The organism is Pseudomonas sp. Z1-14 (assembly GCF_051132005.1).
In the GTDB taxonomy this organism is placed as follows: Bacteria; Pseudomonadota; Gammaproteobacteria; order Pseudomonadales; family Pseudomonadaceae; genus Aquipseudomonas.
This window is the reverse complement of sequence record NZ_CP071646.1, coordinates 2,441,365-2,459,793: the sequence shown is the minus strand read 5'-3', so window position 1 is coordinate 2,459,793 and position 18,429 is coordinate 2,441,365. Positions and strand designations below refer to the sequence as shown.

The 18,429-nt window shown below is 60.9% G+C and carries 13 protein-coding genes; 10 read left to right on the top strand and 3 right to left on the bottom strand.

All coding sequences use genetic code 11. From position 1 onward, the window contains the following. Positions 1–4 precede the first annotated feature (4 nt). The gene (locus J3P89_RS11265) at positions 5–322 is read left to right on the top strand and encodes a DUF883 family protein (protein WP_434573816.1); all 318 of its coding nucleotides are present in this window, start codon (positions 5–7) and stop codon (positions 320–322) included. A gap of 17 nt (positions 323–339) precedes the next feature. Here the strand turns inward: J3P89_RS11265 and J3P89_RS11260 are convergent, their stop codons facing one another. Next, positions 340–1,371 (bottom strand): Ldh family oxidoreductase, encoded by a 1,032-nt coding sequence (locus J3P89_RS11260; RefSeq protein WP_434697556.1) that lies wholly within the window; start codon positions 1,369–1,371, stop codon positions 340–342. 226 nt (positions 1,372–1,597) lie between these two features. Here J3P89_RS11260 and J3P89_RS11255 point away from each other — a divergent pair, with 226 nt between their 5' ends. Next, a complete protein-coding gene (locus J3P89_RS11255; protein ID WP_434697555.1) occupies positions 1,598–6,406 on the top strand; it encodes a dermonecrotic toxin domain-containing protein in 4,809 nt (1,602 codons plus the stop codon). A gap of 179 nt (positions 6,407–6,585) precedes the next feature. Further along, complete coding sequence (locus J3P89_RS11250) at positions 6,586–7,587, top strand: FecR family protein (RefSeq protein WP_434697554.1); 1,002 nt, start codon at positions 6,586–6,588, stop codon at positions 7,585–7,587. A gap of 49 nt (positions 7,588–7,636) precedes the next feature. Here the strand turns inward: J3P89_RS11250 and pvdQ are convergent, their stop codons facing one another. After that, positions 7,637–9,985: a bifunctional acylase PvdQ gene (gene pvdQ, locus J3P89_RS11245; RefSeq protein ID WP_434697552.1), complete on the bottom strand. Its 2,349-nt coding sequence runs from the start codon at positions 9,983–9,985 to the stop codon at positions 7,637–7,639. 215 nt (positions 9,986–10,200) lie between these two features. Here pvdQ and J3P89_RS11240 point away from each other — a divergent pair, with 215 nt between their 5' ends. Then, positions 10,201–10,581, top strand: coding sequence for a fe2+ zn2+ uptake regulation protein (locus tag J3P89_RS11240; RefSeq protein WP_434697551.1), 381 nt, complete (start codon positions 10,201–10,203; stop codon positions 10,579–10,581). A gap of 7 nt (positions 10,582–10,588) precedes the next feature. Here the strand turns inward: J3P89_RS11240 and J3P89_RS11235 are convergent, their stop codons facing one another. Further along, on the bottom strand, positions 10,589–10,777 hold the full coding sequence (locus J3P89_RS11235; RefSeq protein ID WP_186631798.1) for a hypothetical protein: 189 nt from the start codon (positions 10,775–10,777) through the stop codon (positions 10,589–10,591). A gap of 246 nt (positions 10,778–11,023) precedes the next feature. Here J3P89_RS11235 and J3P89_RS11230 point away from each other — a divergent pair, with 246 nt between their 5' ends. The 6 genes from J3P89_RS11230 (at position 11,024) to glgA (ending at position 18,423) form a co-directional block, all read left to right on the top strand. Further along, positions 11,024–13,018 (top strand): methyl-accepting chemotaxis protein, encoded by a 1,995-nt coding sequence (locus J3P89_RS11230; RefSeq protein WP_305500631.1) that lies wholly within the window; start codon positions 11,024–11,026, stop codon positions 13,016–13,018. A gap of 246 nt (positions 13,019–13,264) precedes the next feature. Continuing rightward, positions 13,265–13,711 carry a DUF411 domain-containing protein gene (locus J3P89_RS11225; RefSeq protein WP_305500630.1) on the top strand — a complete coding sequence of 149 codons (447 nt, stop codon included), beginning with the start codon at positions 13,265–13,267 and terminating at the stop codon, positions 13,709–13,711. Continuing rightward, entirely contained in the window at positions 13,711–14,145 is a 435-nt protein-coding gene (locus tag J3P89_RS11220) for a YqaA family protein (RefSeq protein ID WP_434657368.1), read from the top strand. Before J3P89_RS11225 ends, J3P89_RS11220 begins: the two co-directional genes overlap by 1 nt. Before the next feature lie 86 nt (positions 14,146–14,231). Then, positions 14,232–15,263: an alpha/beta fold hydrolase gene (locus J3P89_RS11215; protein WP_434697550.1), complete on the top strand. Its 1,032-nt coding sequence runs from the start codon at positions 14,232–14,234 to the stop codon at positions 15,261–15,263. Positions 15,264–15,275: 12 nt separating this feature from the next. Next, positions 15,276–16,238 carry a D-2-hydroxyacid dehydrogenase family protein gene (locus tag J3P89_RS11210; protein ID WP_434697549.1) on the top strand — a complete coding sequence of 321 codons (963 nt, stop codon included), beginning with the start codon at positions 15,276–15,278 and terminating at the stop codon, positions 16,236–16,238. 613 nt (positions 16,239–16,851) lie between these two features. Next, positions 16,852–18,423 (top strand): glycogen synthase GlgA, encoded by a 1,572-nt coding sequence (glgA, locus tag J3P89_RS11205; RefSeq protein WP_434697548.1) that lies wholly within the window; start codon positions 16,852–16,854, stop codon positions 18,421–18,423. Positions 18,424–18,429: the final 6 nt, after the last annotated feature.

Genomic DNA, 18,429 nt, shown 5'->3' with positions numbered 1-18,429 from the left:
TTCAATGGCTCGCACAAGTGCCGCGCAAGCGAACGGAGAGCAAATCAAGGATCAAGCCTTCAGCGAACTGAAAGCATTGATCGAAGAGTCGGAGAAGCTGCTCAAGAGCGGTGCCGCCCTGGTTGGCGAGGACGCGGAGAACCTGCGCGAACAGATTTCACAGAAACTGCGGCAAGCCCTGGATTCGGTCGCCAGCGCTCGGGAACGCACGCGCCCGATGGTTGATGCCACGCAGGCTTACATCGGCGGCCATCCCTGGCAGACCGTAGCGATTTCCGCGGGTTTCGGGCTCGTGGTGGGCTTGTTGCTGGGACGCCGTTAAGCCCCAGCCAAAAAAGCCTATAGCCCCGCCAACTCGCGCAGTTGGCCCAATGTCTGCTCGTCCAGCACAATCCCTTGTTCGCTGGACTTGCTGCGCTCACGGTGTCGGCGATCCCCTGGCAACCGACGCAATCCGACACCGTGCATCTGCCTGACCAATTCTTCGCTGCGTGAAGCGAAATCCTGGCCAGCGGCCTTGCTCGGATCGATCACGATCAACAACTGTCCGGTCCAGGGAGTCTTGGCTCCGGGATGGTTGTGCCAGTCGAACTCGAACGAAAAGTTGCCCCCCGTCAGTGCGGCCGCCAGCAGTTCCACCATCATCGACAAGGCCGACCCCTTGTGACCGCCAAACGGCAGTAGCGCGCCGCCCTCCAGAATCGCCTTCGGATCACAGGTCGGCTGACCGAGGCTGTCCACCCCCATTCCGGGAGGCAATCGCTCACCTTTGCGCGCGGCAATCTGCACGTCGCCATGGGCGATGGCGCTGGTAGCGAGGTCGAAAACAATCGGCTCGCCGCCGTTGCGTGGGGCGGCGAAAGCAATGGGATTGGTGCCGAACAGCGGCCGATCCGCGCCATGTGGCACCACACAGGTCATGCTGTTGACCACGCTCAAGGCCACCAGGCCTTCATAGGCGAACGGCTCGACATCCGGCCACAGCGCCGCGAAGTGATGAGAGTTGCGTATCGCCAGCACCGCAATGCCGGCGCTGCGAGCCTTGGCCACCAGCAATGGGCGGGCGGCGGCCAGGGCAGGCTGGGCAAAGCCGTTGCAAGCGTCGACCCGAACGAATCCGGACGCAACGTCCTCGACGATCGGCACGGCCTGGCCGTTGACCCAGCCGCTGTTCAACGTCGAAACATACCCGGGCATGCGAAACACCCCATGGCTGTGGGCGCCATCGCGTTCGGCGCCGGCGCAGTTCTCGGCCAGGGTGCGGGCGACATCGATCGAGGTGCCATGACGCAGGAAAATCTGCTCCAGCAAGCTCACCAACGCTTCATAGGACAATGTGCAAGGACCGGCAGGATCGGGTAGCGCGGGCATCTGAAGCTCCAGAATGATTATTGGAGGTAGCAACAGCGTGAAGAGGCGAGCTCGCTGATTACCGCTTCACGGCCGCCATGTCAACCGTGCAACGCCCGCGCCATGGTCCGGCAGGCCTGCAGCTTGCGTGCGGTAACTATGTACCACCTTCGCCCGTTCCTCGTTGCCTACTCTGGCCCCTCACTGATGGCCGTATCGCCTTGAGGCGCCTGATCGAGAAGCAACGATGACTAGTGCAAACCCGCCCCTGCTATTCCCTGAAATATTCAAAGCCCGGCGCCTGAATGAATTGACCGCGCCCCACGGGTTGACCCAGGCAGATCTTGACTGGCTGCATCACGCTGCCCTGCCCAACTACACGCAACGCGGCGAGCAATCACCCGCAATGACGATCGAAACAATTACCCTGGATGTCCAGGGCAAACCCTTTATCCCGCTCGCCGGTTGCCTGGTGCTCAGCGCGCAGGGCGATCACCCTGCGTTCCTCTATACACCGTACGGCGGCATCGCAAAGTTCGATAGCCCGGAGACCCTCGAGCACAGGCTTGATGAAATGCTGGCGACACCGCTGGAACGGGATGAGCTGTTTTGCCTCCTTTCGCTCTCCCAGCGCAACGAACTCTATGGCGCATCCTTTCAGAAAACCCGCCGAACTGTCTACGGAGATCCGCTCGAGACACGATTGGCATCGATCAGCAATGCCCAGGAACTCAACGCCCAGGCAATGGTGCATGAGTTGCTCCAGGTTCCGTCGTTGGCAGCGATGCTTGACCAGATATTGCAGGAGCTGTTGGACAACTTCGATGATAAGCAGGCACGCGTCTCGCTCAGTCTCATCAAGGGCGCGGACGTCCCGTTACAGCAGTGGACCCGGAACATGCCACTGAGTGATGCAGTGCTGATCTACTTCCATCATCAAGGCTGGCCTGACGGATACGAGGCGGCTTTCACTCACCCCTCCACCGAGGAATCGCCCGCAAACGCCTTGCACTGGCAAACCATGGTAAAGCTCACCGCAAGGAATCTGGTGCGCCACCTCACTGATCGTCTCGAGGCCTACTGGGACGCTGCGAGTCCCCTGAACATTTCACGGCGACAGTTTCTGTCCCGTGTCATCGACGACAAGCTACGGTCAGCGATCGTTATCGAACGCGAAAAAGGCCAACTGACAGAAGCACAAAGCAGCGAGCTGCATCGTCTGTTCCGGCCATCTCGCCACGACGAGAGGCTGATGTTCATCGAAACGATTCGCCTCTGGGAACATGAAACCCATAGCGTCGAACTGGCGGGCTCGTTGATGATCAGCGCGAATGGGCACTACCTTTACACCCCTGGCAAAGGCATTCAGCAAGTTGACCATCATCTGGACTTCAGGGATACGTTGCTGGGCCCGCCCACCGCGGCCCCGCAAATGGACGCCCTTTATGGACTGCTGAGCCTTGAGGAACGCAACCGTCTTCTGCGCTTCGACGCTCCGCAGGTCTCCGGCAAGGAGGTGAGCTTGCCCGTAGCCGAGTCCCTGGGCCAGGCGATCATTTCCAAACAGCTGGACAATATTCATTTCGCACTGGAAATGTCCCGCCAGGGCGAGGTCGATATCCATGCGCTGTTGGACAAGGCGCTCGATATACGCACCCTGATCGACAGCGGCCTGCTCGACCAGAAGGTCGACGGACACTGGGGCGCGCGCGCTGCGTTTTATGGAAACCTGCGCCCCTCCAATTTCATCGCCGATGTGCTGCACAGAAAGCTCAAGACCTATGACAGCGTGCAAAAAGCTTTCGATAGCGAGTTCACAGAGTTACCCCATTCAAGCGAATCGGAGCTCCTCGACAGCGAGCTGAGGAAACTGCTTCCCAAGCTATGCAGCACTTTTTCCCTGGGCATCCGGGAGGAGGCTGAGCTGCGGCAGCTCAACGGGACGCTGTCGACCGACGCCCACAAGCTCATCAACAGCGTGTTTGCCTTCGACGCAAACTACCCCGACCGCGAACAACGCCCCAGCGTCAAAGGTTTCCGCCCGGACGTATATTCGCTGAAGTTGACCTGCACAACGGAAGGCGCCACGACCGTCGTTTCTCCGGCCAGTTGCTTCCTGCTGACCGAGCGTGGCGGGCTGGATACGCCTTTTTCCGGCATGGCAATCCTGTGGATCCCCACTTGCGGACTCAAGGTTTTTCCATCCGTCGCCCTTGCCAGCCAACAGTTGAATCAATACCTGTCCAACTCCCGGTCGCGTTTCGATGTGCTGACCAATCTCACGCCCGCGCAACGGAATCCCCATGCCCGCTACCAGCTCGAGGCATTTGAACTGATCGAAGGCAATGTGCTGATGAATCGGATGACTTCGTTCAGCGAACACTTTGCGGCCGAACACGCGTATTTGCGTGCATTACAGATAGGTGACTGGCGACTGACCGAACCGGCAATGCTCGAAAGCCTGAAAGCACTGTTGGACAAGGGCGCCGCTACCAACCTGCCAGTTGCCGAGCGCATCGCCCATGCCTACTGGTTCCAGCAAAAGCTTCCCGCCTGGTTGGGTGCCGCCTCGCTCGAGGATCAACGACAGCACATCGAACTGCTTGAACAATATCGAAACAGCGTAACCGAGGACAAAGACTACCTGGACGGCATAGAACCTCTACGTAACTACGTCGACAGAACCTTGAAGGCGCTGTTGGAAACACGTTTTCCCGATACGGGCCTTGACCCCGCCACACTGCTGATTTCGCCCCATCTTGCGCTGGCAGGCCCGGCAAGCAGCCTGACCGATTTCGCCCTGAATCATCTCGACAGTCGCCAGCGACCCGGCTTCACGATTTCGTCGATGCTCTCGCAAAAACTACCCGACCACTTGAACGAAGCCGCTCTCAGGCAAATGTTGCTGTCGTTGGGTACGTCAACCCGCTACAGGGCGCATGTGCTGGACAAGCTGTCCGACAGCGCCGAGGGCATAGAGCAAAGGAAAAGTCGATTTTATCAACAACTACCCTGGCAACTGCTGCAACACGCCCACGCCAGATATTTGCAACAGAATCTCTCTCCGTTTGCCTTCAGCTTGATCAGCCAAGTGTTCGATATGCCGGACAGCATCGCCCGGCTGGAAGCAGACGGGGCCGAGGCAATCATCCGCCCGATGGAACTGATCAAGACGCAAGGCGCCGAAGCCGTCAAGGCTACCGGGCTCTATCTGATCGGGTCGAGTGTCGATGCAAAAGCCCCGCATATCCTGTATTCCCCTTACCACGAAGGGAATGTTTTCACCGAGTTCGAGAACGAAACGAAGGTCATCGCTGCATTGAATGCGCCAGGGGTGCTTCAAGACATGCTGATTCACCGGCTCCCCGAAAGCCAGCAAGCCACGTTCCGAAATCTGTTCGCGTCCACGGCAGGAAAACGCTCGGAGATAACCCTGGCTTCGAACCCGATTGCCAACCTGCTCGGTACGTTGTTCAACGACAACACCTCATTACTGGCAGGCATGCTGAAAACCCACACCGATGGCACGCGCCAGTTCGACTGGCAAACCGTGGTGCATTTGTTCAGTACCGGCATCAAGGCCCTTGGCCGGGAACTGCCTGGCAAACTGGCGTTGATCGAGACTCTTAAAGACGCCTATGAGGATTTCAAGGCGTCTTCCGAGGATTTCCAGCAGGGCAACTGGGGGGCAGGCTTGCATGATTTCATCTGTGGCGCAGCGGAAATGGTCTCCCTGGGCTGGCTCAATCGGGACGATACCTTCGGCCTGCTCGATCCGGTGGGTCCCGCCGCCCTGCCTCGCCCCGCGGTAAAAGCATCTCACTGGCAGCACCTGACCAGCGCAGCGCGTACAGACCTGCAGCCATTCGAAGCCCTCAAGGTCAGCCTGGCCGACCTCAAGAAACACCCGTTCGATGGAACCTACGAAGCCCTGGCGTCCGGCAAGCACTACGCACCGGTGTTCGGCAAAGTCTTTCAGGTAGCAAAAGCTGCCCATGACTGGCGCATCACCCATGACCACGCCGAGGGGCCGATGCTCAAGCGCTCGTCTGAGTCCGGGCAGTGGTTGATCGATCCAGACTCGCGGCACATTCGCTACGGAAAAGTGATGTCAACCTTGACCGATATGCATAGCGACTTCAACGCGAAGGAAGTCATCAATATTGAAGCACGGGGTATGAAGCAGATACGCCGGATATTTCCCTACCGCGCGAACATGATCGAGCAAGCCCTCGAAACGGCACGGCATTACTCCCGCAACGCGCTGCAAAATCTTGAGCAGGTCAAAGGCGGCGTGCCTGCCGGGTCCCGACTGGACATCTTTCTGAAGATTTTTCTCGGCGTCAGGGCGATAGACGCGCGCCTTGTAGAAAAAATACACACTGCCGTCGCCCCGATTTGCCAGACCTTGGCTGATCCGTTGTGGCTGCAGCGGAACGGCAGTCGCATCGTTATCGGCATCGCCAAAAGCGCCGACTACGATGCGAGTGCCTTCGTATTCGAGGCCGGCAAGGGCGGCAAGGGCGGCAAGATTTATCTCACCCAGGAGTTTTTCAACATGGTGCCGCATTGGTACAAGAGCGCCGTGCCCAATACGTTCAATGTCGACGCGCACGCCCAAGGCTCAACCTTCATTCATGAACTGTCCCATCTGCTGTGCGACACACTGGATATCGTCTACCTGGGCGCCTACTTACCATTCCACGACCTCATTTCAACAGTGACTCAACTGGCACAAAAAAAAGCCGATGAACAAAAGGACCTGCAACTCAACGGTTTTTCGTGGACCACGCCGCGCGCACGCCTGTTCACGGATTGGGACCGTGCAACCCACTCATTCAAGAGCCTCGACCTCCTGCCCAAGCACAAAGATACCGTCAGAAAAATCCTGCAAATCACCAGCACCGCAAATCTGGAGCTAGCCCGCGACGCATTCCTGGACCTGAACTCAGCGGATCGACGGATCGACGTCATGTTTAAAAATGCCGACTCTATAGCGCTGCTCATTTGTGAGCTGGGGCGACAATTGGATCCGCCTCCGGTGGCTACGCCATAGCATCATCGCTGGAACGCGTTTGATCTTTTTTTCACGCCGTTTGTGCGACGGTACGGCCATACGGGGCAACGCCCGGCTTTATCACATGAACAACAAGGGTATTTGATGCTTAATCGCCATGTCGGTTGTTCTCGGCAGCTGCCGTCGAAGGTTAGAATGCGGCAAACCAGGAACAGCCAATGACCGAACGAATACTCTCGGAAGCCGAATACGACGCCATCAGCGATGCGGCCGCGCATTGGTGCATGCGTTTGCACGCTGATGACTGCACCGATGCCGACCGATTGGCGTTCAAGCAATGGCATGACGCCGACCCTCTGCACGCTTTCGAATACCAGGCCATGCTGGAAATCTGGGGCGTGGCCGAGCATCTGCCGCGTGTCGAATCCGCGCCGACCCTGCCAGCCCGGCGGCCACGGCCGCGCTGGAGCCGTCTGGCTGTCGCCGCCGCGGTGATCGCGCTAGGCTTGCCCTTGGCCGCGATTACCGGTTGGAACATGGGGTGGCTACCTGACTCGTACCAGCGCCTGGAAGCCGGCGCGAGCGTACGTCATGTCACGCTGGGCGATGGCAGCCAGGTGGAGCTCAACCTTGGCAGCGAACTGGTGTTCGCCAACTACAAGCATGAGCGTCGGGCCACGCTGAAAAAAGGCGAGGCGTTCTTCGATGTGAGTCACGACACCCGGCATCCTTTCGTCGTTCGGGCGGGCCAGGGCCAGGTGCGTGTGACAGGCACCCGTTTCAACGTGTGGATGTATCAGGACCAGGTTCGGGTCACATTGGTGGAAGGCTCGGTATGGGTGACCAGCAACATGAACGCCACTGCGGGCGGCTCGCAACTGTCACCGGGAATGCAGGCAAGCTACAAGGCGGGCGACTACCAGCCGCAGGTACGCGAGATCGAACCCGGCGACAGCTCCCTGGCCTGGCGCAACGGCAAGCTGGTGCTGAATGACCTGGCCCTTTCCGACGCATTGCCATTGATCAATCGCTACCTCGAACGTCCCGTCATGCTCGCCGACCATGCTACCGGCACCCTGCGTGTCGGCGGCATCTACAACCTCAACGAAGTGAAGAACCTCGTGCCCTCGCTGCCCAAGGTCCTGCCGATCTATCTGACCCAGAACCAGGACGGCAACCTGGTCCTCAATTCCATCGGTCATCGTCCGGCCAAACATTAAAAAAGCCGCGCCCATTCGGGTCGCGGCTTTTCTTCACGACAAAGCTGCCTTACTGCGTCGCGACCCTGCCCGCCTCATCACGCTCGCGGATGACCTTGGCCTGGTAGTTCGGATCGGCCTTGATCTGCTGCTCGGTAAAGGGCAGCGTGCTCCACTGCCGCTTCGAGAATGCCTGGGTCTGGTCCGCCGAGTAAGGCGAGGCCGGGTCACTGGAAATGGAAAACGCCAGCAGTCCCTGGGCCTGCGGGCCGCTGCCATCGAATGTCACCACTTGCAGATAGCTGGTGCCGCTGACCACTTCCCGCTTGCCGTTCGCCCCCGGCACACTCTGGATCGCGTTATAGATTCCCAGCTCCGCCGGGCCGCCGTGGATCGGCGTCTGCCGACCGCCCTGGCTGGCAACCTGGATGTCCCGCCAGCGGCTGTCCGCTGCCAGCCCTGCCGATTTCACCGACTCCCGTGAAGCCAGCATGGCCTGGCGCAGCGCCTCGGCCACCGCAGGCCGCTCGATTGCCAGGCCCCGCGGAGTGTGTTGCGGATCTTTCGGATCGAACGCGACGCGCCAGGTATCAGGCACGGCTTGCAGCGTCTTCATGATCTGCTGGAAATGCACGAAGCCGACGCCGCTGTCCAGGCTCGCCGTGCGATCCCAGGCCTTCAGGCGGGTGCATACTTCAGTCAGAGCGGCGGCATCAGCCTTCAGGTCCCCGGCGCAGAAGGCCAACAGGTCCGGCATCAATTGGTCCGCCAGGTAAACCTGGTCGTCCATGACCATGCGCTGCAGTTCATCCATTTGCACCGGCCCGTCTTTGCCCAACTGGCCCAGTCGATCCAGCGCGAAACGTGCGCGCAACCCCAGCGGCTGGTCCTGCTGGCTGATCAGTGGTGAATAACCGGACAAGGGCTGAGCGGGATTGACCATCCAGGCCGAATCGTTGGAGTTCTGCACGTAATCACGACGCGACAACTGCGGCAGTTTGTCGGCGGCATAGATGCCCTTTTGCGCGGCCTTGGGGTCCACGCTCCAGTTGCATTCGCTGCGCGAGCCATCCAGCACGATCAGTTTCAGCCCGGCCCTCGGATCACTGCACCGCGCCAGCTTGGCCGCGTCAACGTTGGGCACCACCGAAACGTTCATGTAGAGACTTTGTCCCTGATCGTCCACCGCCAGGGTATTGACCCAGGGAATTCCGTGGATCCGCTGGACCGACGCCTGCAGATCCTTGAGCGTGACGGCCTGATTCATGGCGTACCACTGCGCCAGCACGCGATCGTTCTCCAGGTTCGCGTCCCGCAGGCTGTAGGCGAAGCGGTTGTCCCAGTCCAGCTTGCCAGGCCATTGCACAACCGGCCCGAATTGCGAGCCGTACACCACCCGCGAAACCGGCTTGACCTGCCCGCCGGCCTGCTTGACGTCCACCGTGACCACCTGTTGGCTCATCGGCACTGACTTGCCGTCCAGCAGATAGCGGGTCGGGTCCTTCGGGTCGAGCTGCAAGCGGTACAGGGTGAAATGCTTGGAGGTGTCGACGGTATGGGTCCAGGCCAGGTGCTGGCTGAAACCGATATTGATCATCGGCAAGCCGGGCAACGCGGCGCCCATGACATCCAGCTTGCCGGGAATGGTCAGGTGCATCTGATAAAAGCGCATGCCGCCCACCCAGGGGAAATGGGGATTGGCGAGTAACATGCCGCGACCGTTGAACGAACGTTCGCTGCCGATTGCCACGGCATTGCTGCCGCGGTCGAGGGCGAAGCGCTGCTGGCGGGTCGCGGCGACCTCGAAGCCGGACATCGAGGTGTCGGCCTGTGTGGTCGCCTTGGGCGGCTGCGCGCCCGCCACGGCCTCGGCGAACTGGCCGACGCCACCTTCCACCAACAGGCGCCGGGTCAGTTTGACCAGGTCCAGCGCCGTGATTGGCCGCACCCACTCGCTGGCGCACTGTGCGGGCAAGCCCTGCGCCTTGCGCTCGGCCAGTGCGCGGTTGTAACCGGCCACGTAGCCTTCGACCAGTTGCTGCACTTGGGGCGTCTGGGCCTGCCAGAAACCGGATACGGCCTGAGGCGTGTTGAGCCAGCTGAAGAACAGGTCGCTGGCCCGGTTGGACCGCTGCTCCAGGGTGACCTGTTCGGGGCCGAAGTAACGCGAGCGCTGGCCGTTGACCGTCACGATCTCATTGGCCAGCAGGCAAAGATTATCCTGGGCATACGCGTACCCGATGCCGTAGCCCAATCCACGCTCATCCTGGGCGCGTATGTGCGGCACGCCAAAACTGGTGCGGCGAATCTCGGCGGTGGCCTGCTCCACCTCTCCTCGCGCGCTGACAACGGTACTGACACCCAGGGCCATCCCCAGCAACGCACCCGCAAGGCAAAACCTCGATAACTGCCCGGACATTCTCACGCTCACTCCTGATCGAAAACCAATACGCCTCCCTTGGGAACGAACCGGATGAAAAAAATTTAACCGCAGACAGCCGCCTGGCTGCGGGGCTTTGCTGATTTCCAGGCATTTTTTTCACATCGCCCCCTTCATGATTCGCCCTACTCGTTCGTCTTATAGAGGAGAGCATTTCATGACCTTTTCTGATCAGGCTGTTAAGGAGTCTTTACATGCATAACGCACCAATGCCCATGGAGGGCAAGCCAGGATCGGCACGTGTGTCAATGAGCACCACCAACAACGTCTTCGCCAAACCAACGGAACGCGGCGGCAATGAGCACATCAGGCGCCTGCTCAAGAGCTACGGGCTGCGAACGAGCCTGATCCGCCTGAAGGTGATCGATGCGCTGCTCAAGGCCGCCGAAGAGAATCGGCAACTGGGGGTGCGGGGCGTGCATAGCCAGTTGCTGGGGCTGGACATTCCGTTGTCCTTCCTCAGTGTGCGCGAGGTGCTCAAGCGCCTGTGCAGCGAGGGGGTCGTCAGCCTCCATCCGGATAAAAGCTACAGCTTGCACCCGAGTGCGGTGGCCGTGCTCAACGCCAAGCAGTAGCCGGGGCTCAAGGCTTGACCTTGCGCCTCATCACGCCGTTAATCACCACCACGATGACCGCCACGGCAATAGCAATGTATTGAAACAGCTGCTCGCTGATCATGCCTTTGCCTTGCATCCATGACAGCCCGAGCATGATTGCCAGGACAACGAGGACCACCAGGATCGAGTATTTCAAACGTTGCGAATGAGTCATTTGCCAATTTCCTGAATGTATTCGTGCTGTTTCCGCGCGCCTGCCAGGCTCTTGCCCGGTGCGATGACGAGGCCGCAAACGGATGCCCATGGTACAGCCGTCGGAGCGTTTTTGGCGCAGTTACGACGGGTCCTGAACCAACAAAGTGCGCCATGGAGTTCAAGACCGCTGGCGATAGGCCGATAAAGACAAGTACGTCCGTTCCACTTGTCTCTAGAAAGCCGCCATCGTGCAAGGAATCTCTACATGCCCGCATTCCGCACCATTCAAGCCCGCTATACGCTGTTCCTGGTTCTGTTCATCCTGGTGCTGTCCATCCTGACGGTGGTCGGTATCAGCTATCTGGTCGCGCCAAAGCTGCGCCAGACCGAGGAACAAGTAGCGCTGAACCGCATCGAAGAGGTCGCGGAACAGATCCAGGGCGAGCTGAACAAGGTGCAGGCGCAGCAGCGGAGCATCACCCAGACCATCCCGCTGCTCGACAGCGACGCCATCGACAAGGTATTGCCTGGCCTGGTGGATCAATACGGCGAATTGAAGGTGTTCGGCGGCGGGATCTGGCCACTGCCCAACCAGCGCGCCGAGGGTCGCAGCAAGTTCAGCACGTTCTGGCACCGCGACGCATCCGGCAAACTGGCGGTCAATACCTTCTGGAACAGCGACGCTGCGCCGAACTATTTCGAACAGCCGTGGCACAAGGGCGGCATGGCCACCCCTCCCGGCAAATGCGCCTGGGCCGCTGCCTACAAGGACGACGCCAGCGCCGAGCCGCGGACCAACTGCGCCATGGCGATCCAGAAGAACGGCGCGCCTTACGGCGTTTCAACCATTGACGTGACCCTGGGCTTTTTCAACGATCTGATCGCGCGCAAGGAAGCGGAACTGAGCGCCGAAATGCTGATCGTCGAAGCCGACGGCAAGATCATCAGCAACAGCTCGCGTATCAGCGGGCCGATCGTGCTGAAGAACATCAGCGAGCTGGCGGCTACCTCGCCGTTCGCCGCTCAGGTCAAGGCAGGCCTGGCCAACCGTGACCAGCCGTTGCAACGGCTCGAGTTCGACAACAAGGGTGAGGCCAGCACGTTTTTCATGCGCCCCATCGAAGGCTCCCCATGGTTCCTCGCCACTGCCCTGCCGACCCGCCTGATCACCGCCCAGCGTGACGACGTGTTGAGCACGCTGAGCCTGCTGCAGATTCCGCTGGTGATCCTGTTGGTGCTGATGCAGTTGTACGCCATCCGCCAACTGACCCACCGCATGAAGGTCCTCAAAGGCAATATCGACGCGCTGTCCACTGGTGATGCCGACCTGACCCGACGCATCACCATCCGTGCCGAAGACGAACTGGGCGCCATTGGCCATTCGGTCAACCGGTTCATCGCCTATCTGCAAGACATGATCGGCGAAGTCACACAGGCCACCGGCGCCATGGCCTCGGGCCTGGACAGCCTGCAGCGGAGTTCGGCCCATACCAGCGAAATCCTGATGCGCCACGCCTCGGAAACCGACCAGACCGTGACAGCCATCACCGAGATGAGCTCCACCGCTGAAAGCGTGGCGCAAAACGCCGCCGAGACGGCAGCATTCACCCAGCGCGCCAATGAGCATGCCGATCGTTCGCGGGTCGTGGTCGGTGAAGCGTCCAACAGCGTCGTGGCGCTGATCGATGAAGTCGCCAGCGCCACGCGCAAAGTCGAAGACATGCAGCAGGACGCGCAACGCATCACCGAGATTCTCGGCGTGATCGGCGCCATCGCCGGGCAGACCAACCTGTTGGCCCTCAATGCCGCCATCGAAGCGGCCCGGGCCGGCGAGCAGGGCCGTGGCTTCGCGGTAGTCGCCGACGAAGTCCGCGCCCTCGCCGCCCGCACCCAGGCCAGCACCTCGGAAATCAATGAAATGCTGACCCGCCTGACCCAGGGCGTAACCTCGTCGGTCGCGGCCATGGAAAACACCCAGGCCAGTTGCCAGTCGGCGGCCGACGCCACGTCCCGGGTCAACTCGGGCCTGGATGAAATGGCCGGCTCCGTCAGCCAGATCAACAGCCTGAGCACCCAGATCGCCACCGCAGCCGAACAGCAGAGCGCAGTGACCGAGGAAATCAACCGCAGCATGGTGCAGATCCGCCATATGGTCGAGGAACTGGTGGAAAGCGGCCTGGCCAGCCAGAACAACACCCGCCAGCTGCTGGAAGCCAACAGCCGGGTAAATGCGATCATGGGGCGGTTCAAGGTTCGCTAAGAGGCATTCACCAATAACTGTGGGAGCGAGCTTGCTCGCGATAGCGGCGGCATAACCAGCATTATCGTAGCTGACCCTCCGCCATCGCGAGCAAGCTCGCTCCCACAAAAGGCACCGGCGCCCCCTCCCCGGGCCACCTGCTTTCGCGAAGCTGACAAATCTGTAATCCGCGCCTCAGCCTCGTGTCAGCCGCTCGCCGCTAGTCTGTTATCCTCCTTCCAAACTGTTCGCTACGAGACCACTCCCATGGCCCATCCCCTGCATCTGCTCGCCTTGAGTACCTTGCTCATTTCCGCCCTGGCCCAGGCCGCCGAACCGGCGACCATCGATGTGCACCGCGATGCCAATTGCGGTTGCTGCAAGAAGTGGATATCCCACTTGCAGGAGAACGGTTTCAAGGTCAACGACCATGTCGAGGCCGACATGAGCGCGGTCAAGCAACGCCTTGGCGTCGCGCCCAACCTGCGTTCCTGCCACACCGCCGAAATCAACGGCAAATTCGTCGAAGGCCACGTTCCTGCCGAGCAGGTGCTGGCATTGAGCAAACGCGACGACCTGCTTGGCGTGGCCGCGCCCGGCATGCCGATGGGCTCGCCGGGCATGGAGATGGACGGCATGAGCGATGCCTACCAAGTGATCGGGCTGAAAAAAGACGGGACGCAAACCGTGGTGGCGGACTATCCGGCCCATTGATGGGCGAAGCGTATATCGGGCTGTTCTTTGCAGCGTTTGGCGCGGCGACCCTGCTGCCGTTGCAATCCGAGGCCCTGCTGGTGGGCCTGCTACTCAGCGAACGTTACGCCATCTGGCTGCTGCTGGCGGTGGCAACCTTGGGCAACGTCCTCGGTTCGCTGGTGAACTGGTGGCTGGGCACACGCCTGGAACAGTTCAAGGATCGCCGCTGGTTTCCGGTCAGCCCGTCCCTTCTGGACAAGGCCCGTCGGCACTACCAGCGCTATGGCTACTGGTCGCTGCTGCTCAGTTGGCTGCCCATCATCGGCGATCCGCTGACATTGGTCGCCGGCGTGATGGGTGAACCCTGGCGGCGCTTCCTGTTGATCGTGACGCTCGCCAAAGGCCTGCGTTATGGCGTGCTCACCTGGGCGACCCTCGGCTGGATGGGTTGAACGTTCCTGCGCTTGGGTTGCCTGTGGTTAATGTCGCCATAATCGAGCCGTTCCAGGATCGGCCGGTTGCCTCAAGGAGATTGCTCATGTCGCGTTTGACCGCCCACTGGCTGCCCAGCCTGTTCCTCACCGCCGCCTTGCCAATGCTCGCCCAGGCCGCGAACCCACCTGAAGGCCCGGCCTATGGCCCGCAGCTTGAGGGTTTCGAGTACCCCTATACGCTCAAGCATTTTGCCTTGCAGTCCCAGGGTAAATCGCTGCAGATGGGCTATATGGACGTGCCCGCCCAAGGCAAGGCCAACGGCCGGACGGTGGTGCTGATGCATGGCAAGAATTTCTGCGCCGCCACCTGGGGCGATTCGATCAAGGCGCTCAGTGACGCCGGTTACCGGGTCATCGCCCCGGACCAGATCGGTTTTTGCACGTCGAGCAAGCCGGACCATTACCAGTACAGCTTCCAGCAGTTGGCGATCAACACCCAGGCCCTGCTCAAGGCTCTCGGCGTACAGAAGGCCATCGTGCTGGGCCACTCCACCGGTGGCATGCTTGCCACCCGCTATGCCTTGCAGTTCCCCGACCAGGTCGAACGCCTGGCGATGGTCAACCCCATCGGCCTCGAGGACTGGAAAGCCCTTGGCGTGCCTTACCGCACCGTGGACCAATGGTACGAGCGCGAGCTGAAACTCAACGCCGAGGGCATTCGCAACTACGAGCGCAACACCTATTACGGCGGGCGCTGGAAACCGGAGTTCGAGCGTTGGGTCGACATGCTCGCCGGCTTGAACAAGGGCCCGGGACATACACAAGTAGCGTGGAATTCGGCGCTGATCTACGACATGATCTTCACCCAGCCGGTCTATTACGAGTTCAAGGACCTGAAGGTCCCCACGCTGCTGTTGATCGGGACCTCCGACACCACCGCCATCGGCAGTGACATTGCTCCGCCTGCCGTGAAGGCCAGGCTGGGCCGTTACGAGGTGCTAGGCAAACAGGTCGCCGGACTGATCCCGCAGTCGACCCTGGTGGAATTCCCCAACCTGGGGCACGCGCCGCAAATGGAAGAGCCGGCGCGGTTCCACCAGGCGCTGCTCGGCTGGCTGGACAAACCCATTCCCTGATAGAGGTGTTCCATGGCGGTGCAAATAGCAGTCATCGACGATTGGCAAGACGTCGCCAGGGACGTGGTGGACTGGTCGGTGCTCGATAGCATTGGTGAAGTGACCTTCCTGCACGATTACCCCGCCGACCGCGACACCCTCGCCGAGCGCCTGCAACGCTTCGACGTCATCTGCGTGATGCGCGAGCGCACCCGCTTCGACGAAGAACTGCTGCGCCGCCTGCCCAACCTGCAGCTGTTGCTGACTGGCGGCATGCGCAACGCCGCCCTTGACCTCAAGGCTGCCGCGACACTGGGCATCCAGGTCTGCGGCACCGAGAGCTACAAGCACGCTGCGCCGGAACTGACCTGGGCGCTGGTCATGGCCCTGAGCCGCAATCTTGTACCGGAAGCCAACGCCCTGCGCGCCGGACTGTGGCAACAGGGCCTGGGCGGTGATTTGCACGGCAAGACCCTGGCGATCCTGGGCCTGGGCAGCATCGGCACGCGCGTGGCGCAGTTCGGCCAGGTGTTCGGCATGCGTGTGATCGCCTGGAGCGAAAACCTGACCGCCGAGCGAGCCGCCGCAGCCGGCGTGCAATACGTGAGCAAACAAGCGCTGTTCGAGCAGGCTGATATCCTCTCGATCCACCTGGTGCTCAGCGAGCGCAGCCGGGGCCTGGTGGACGCCCAGGCCCTGGGCTGGATGAAACCCGAGGCGCTGCTGGTCAATACCGCGCGCGGGCCGATTGTCGACGAGGCGGCCCTCATTGACGCACTCCGGCACAAACGCCTGGCAGGCGCCGCGCTGGACGTATTCGCCGAGGAACCGTTGCCGCCCGAGCACCCGTTCCGAACCCTCGACAACGTGTTGGCCACACCTCACGTGGGTTATGTGAGCCGGCAGAATTATCAGCAGTTCTACGGCCAGATGATCGAGGACCTGCAGGCCTGGGCGGCTGGCAAGCCGATCCGGGTACTGACCGCGGCTGGTTGAATATCCCCTCCACTGTGGGAGCGAGCTTGCTCGCGATGGCGGTAGATCAGTTGCAGTTGTATGGCTGACACACCGCTATCGCGAGCAAGCTCGCTCCCACATAAGGCATATGAACGCGCTCTTATAGGCCATCAAAACGCCTCCATTCAGCCCGCCCCCTTATGGTGCGAAGCGCTGTGGAACCGCGCACGCGATTGAACCATCGCACCCTTCCTACACCCTGAATGTTTCAAACAACCTGCACTTCGTCGGTTCGTATTCCCCTGCTTCGTGTAAGACATTGCCGACAATCGACGTGATTGTCGGACAATTCGACGAACCGAACCGCAGCGCTCTAGCTTCTGACCTAGACTGCCTTTCCGTGGGGAAAACCGACCGGTCATCCGAAGGAAAAAAAGTCGAAACTTTTCACAACGGCGACAGGTCAGGTTAGAGGAAGGGCAACAACTGCTGGAGCATTCCTTGCAACGGCCCCCTCACCTGATTCGCTTCGCCGCATTGGGCAGCGCTTTGCTCTCCTTGCGTAGCGCTCGTGCGCCTGGCCGCAGGATTCGGCCAATGAAACAACAGCTCTGGCGCTTGCCGGAAACAGATCGAGAAATAGGAGTTATTTATGATCAGTGCTGCCTTGGAACCACAGCAAGTCCGCTCTCAATTACCGCCGGCGGCTGAATCGCCGACGGCACCGGTGCTGGCCACCGGAGGCAAGGCACTGCTCCCTGTCGTTCGACAGAACCCCAACCGCAAGAAGATCCTGTTCGTGACCTCGGAAATCGCCGACCTGGTCAAGACCGGTGGCCTGGGCGACGTTTCTTCCGCCCTGCCCCGGGCCATGGCCGGCCTGCATGATGTCCGGGTGCTGATCCCCGGGTATCCGCAAGTCATGAACAGCGGCAATCCGATCCATATCATCGGCGAACTGGGCGGCCACGCAGCGCTGCCGCCGTGCAAGATCGGCCGCATGGACATGGCCGACGGTCTGGTGATCTACGTCCTGATCTGTCCCGAACTGTATGCCCGCGAAGGCTCGCCCTACGGCGCCAACAATGGCCGCGACTGGCCGGACAACCACATCCGCTTCGCCCGCCTGGGCCTGGCCGCAGCCGACATCGCCGCCAACCTGGCGCAGATCCACTGGTGCCCCGACCTGGTCCATGCCCACGACTGGCCGGCCGGCCTGGCCCCCGCCTATATGCACTGGCGCGGCCAACGTACCCCGACCCTGTTCACCATCCACAACCTGGCGTACCAGGGCGTGGTCAGCCTGGCTTCCTGCCCGGAGCTGGGCATCCCGGAGCACGCGCTGCAACAGGAAGGCATGGAGTTCTACGGCAAGCTGTCGTTCCTCAAGGCCGGCATGGCCTATTCCAGCCACATCACCACGGTCAGCGCTACCTACGCCCAGGAAATCACCACCCCGGCGTTCGGCTGCGGGCTTGACGGGTTCCTCGCCGCCAAAACCCAACAAGGCCTGCTCAGCGGGATCCCCAACGGCATTGACGAGAGCTGGGATTCGGCGACCGACTCACATCTCCAGCGCCAGTTCTCCATAGGGGACTGGGAAGGCAAGGCTGCCAACGCCGCCCACGTCCGTGACCTGTTCGGCCTGGACCATACCAGTGGCCCGCTGTTCGCCGTGGTATCGCGCCTGGTGTATCAGAAAGGCCTGGACCTGACCGAGGCCGTCGCCGAATTCATCGTCGAGTCCGGCGGGCAGATCGCGATCATTGGCCGCGGCGAACCGGAAGAAGAACAGGCCATGCGTGAACTGGCGCTGCGCTTCCCCGGCAAGATCGGCGTGCGCATCGGCTTCAACGAAACCGATGCCCGGCGGATGTTCGCTGGCAGCGATTTCCTGCTGATGCCATCGCGCTACGAGCCGTGCGGCTTGAGCCAGATGTACGCCCAGCGCTTCGGCTCGCTGCCGGTGGCGCGCAATACCGGCGGCCTGGCGGACACCATCGAGGATGGCATCACCGGGTTCCTGTTCGACGAATCCACCGTGGAAAGCTACAAGCAGGCCCTGAGCCGGGCTTTCAAGGTATTCGAGTTTCCCGAGCTGCTCAATGCCATGCGTTGCCGGGCGATGTCGGCCCCCTTCAATTGGTCCAAGGCCGTAGAGCCCTATGCCGAACTTTATGAACAACTGGTAGCTAAATCGCTGGGAAAATCGGCCAGACAATGAGGTAAC

Bases quoted from the DNA above. Each gene is read 5' to 3' on its own strand.
- pvdQ (WP_434697552.1), bottom strand. From the start codon at position 9,985: ATGTCCGGGCAGTTATCGAGGTTTTGCCTTGCGGGTGCGTTGCTGGGG.
- J3P89_RS11260 (WP_434697556.1), bottom strand. From the start codon at position 1,371: ATGCCCGCGCTACCCGATCCTGCCGGTCCTTGCACATTGTCCTATGAA.
- J3P89_RS11235 (WP_186631798.1), bottom strand. From the start codon at position 10,777: ATGACTCATTCGCAACGTTTGAAATACTCGATCCTGGTGGTCCTCGTT.
- J3P89_RS11210 (WP_434697549.1), top strand. From the start codon at position 15,276: ATGGCGGTGCAAATAGCAGTCATCGACGATTGGCAAGACGTCGCCAGG.
- J3P89_RS11240 (WP_434697551.1), top strand. From the start codon at position 10,201: ATGCATAACGCACCAATGCCCATGGAGGGCAAGCCAGGATCGGCACGT.
- J3P89_RS11250 (WP_434697554.1), top strand. From the start codon at position 6,586: ATGACCGAACGAATACTCTCGGAAGCCGAATACGACGCCATCAGCGAT.
- J3P89_RS11215 (WP_434697550.1), top strand. From the start codon at position 14,232: ATGTCGCGTTTGACCGCCCACTGGCTGCCCAGCCTGTTCCTCACCGCC.
- J3P89_RS11255 (WP_434697555.1), top strand. From the start codon at position 1,598: ATGACTAGTGCAAACCCGCCCCTGCTATTCCCTGAAATATTCAAAGCC.
- J3P89_RS11265 (WP_434573816.1), top strand. From the start codon at position 5: ATGGCTCGCACAAGTGCCGCGCAAGCGAACGGAGAGCAAATCAAGGAT.
- glgA (WP_434697548.1), top strand. From the start codon at position 16,852: ATGATCAGTGCTGCCTTGGAACCACAGCAAGTCCGCTCTCAATTACCG.
- J3P89_RS11220 (WP_434657368.1), top strand. From the start codon at position 13,711: ATGGGCGAAGCGTATATCGGGCTGTTCTTTGCAGCGTTTGGCGCGGCG.
- J3P89_RS11225 (WP_305500630.1), top strand. From the start codon at position 13,265: ATGGCCCATCCCCTGCATCTGCTCGCCTTGAGTACCTTGCTCATTTCC.
- J3P89_RS11230 (WP_305500631.1), top strand. From the start codon at position 11,024: ATGCCCGCATTCCGCACCATTCAAGCCCGCTATACGCTGTTCCTGGTT.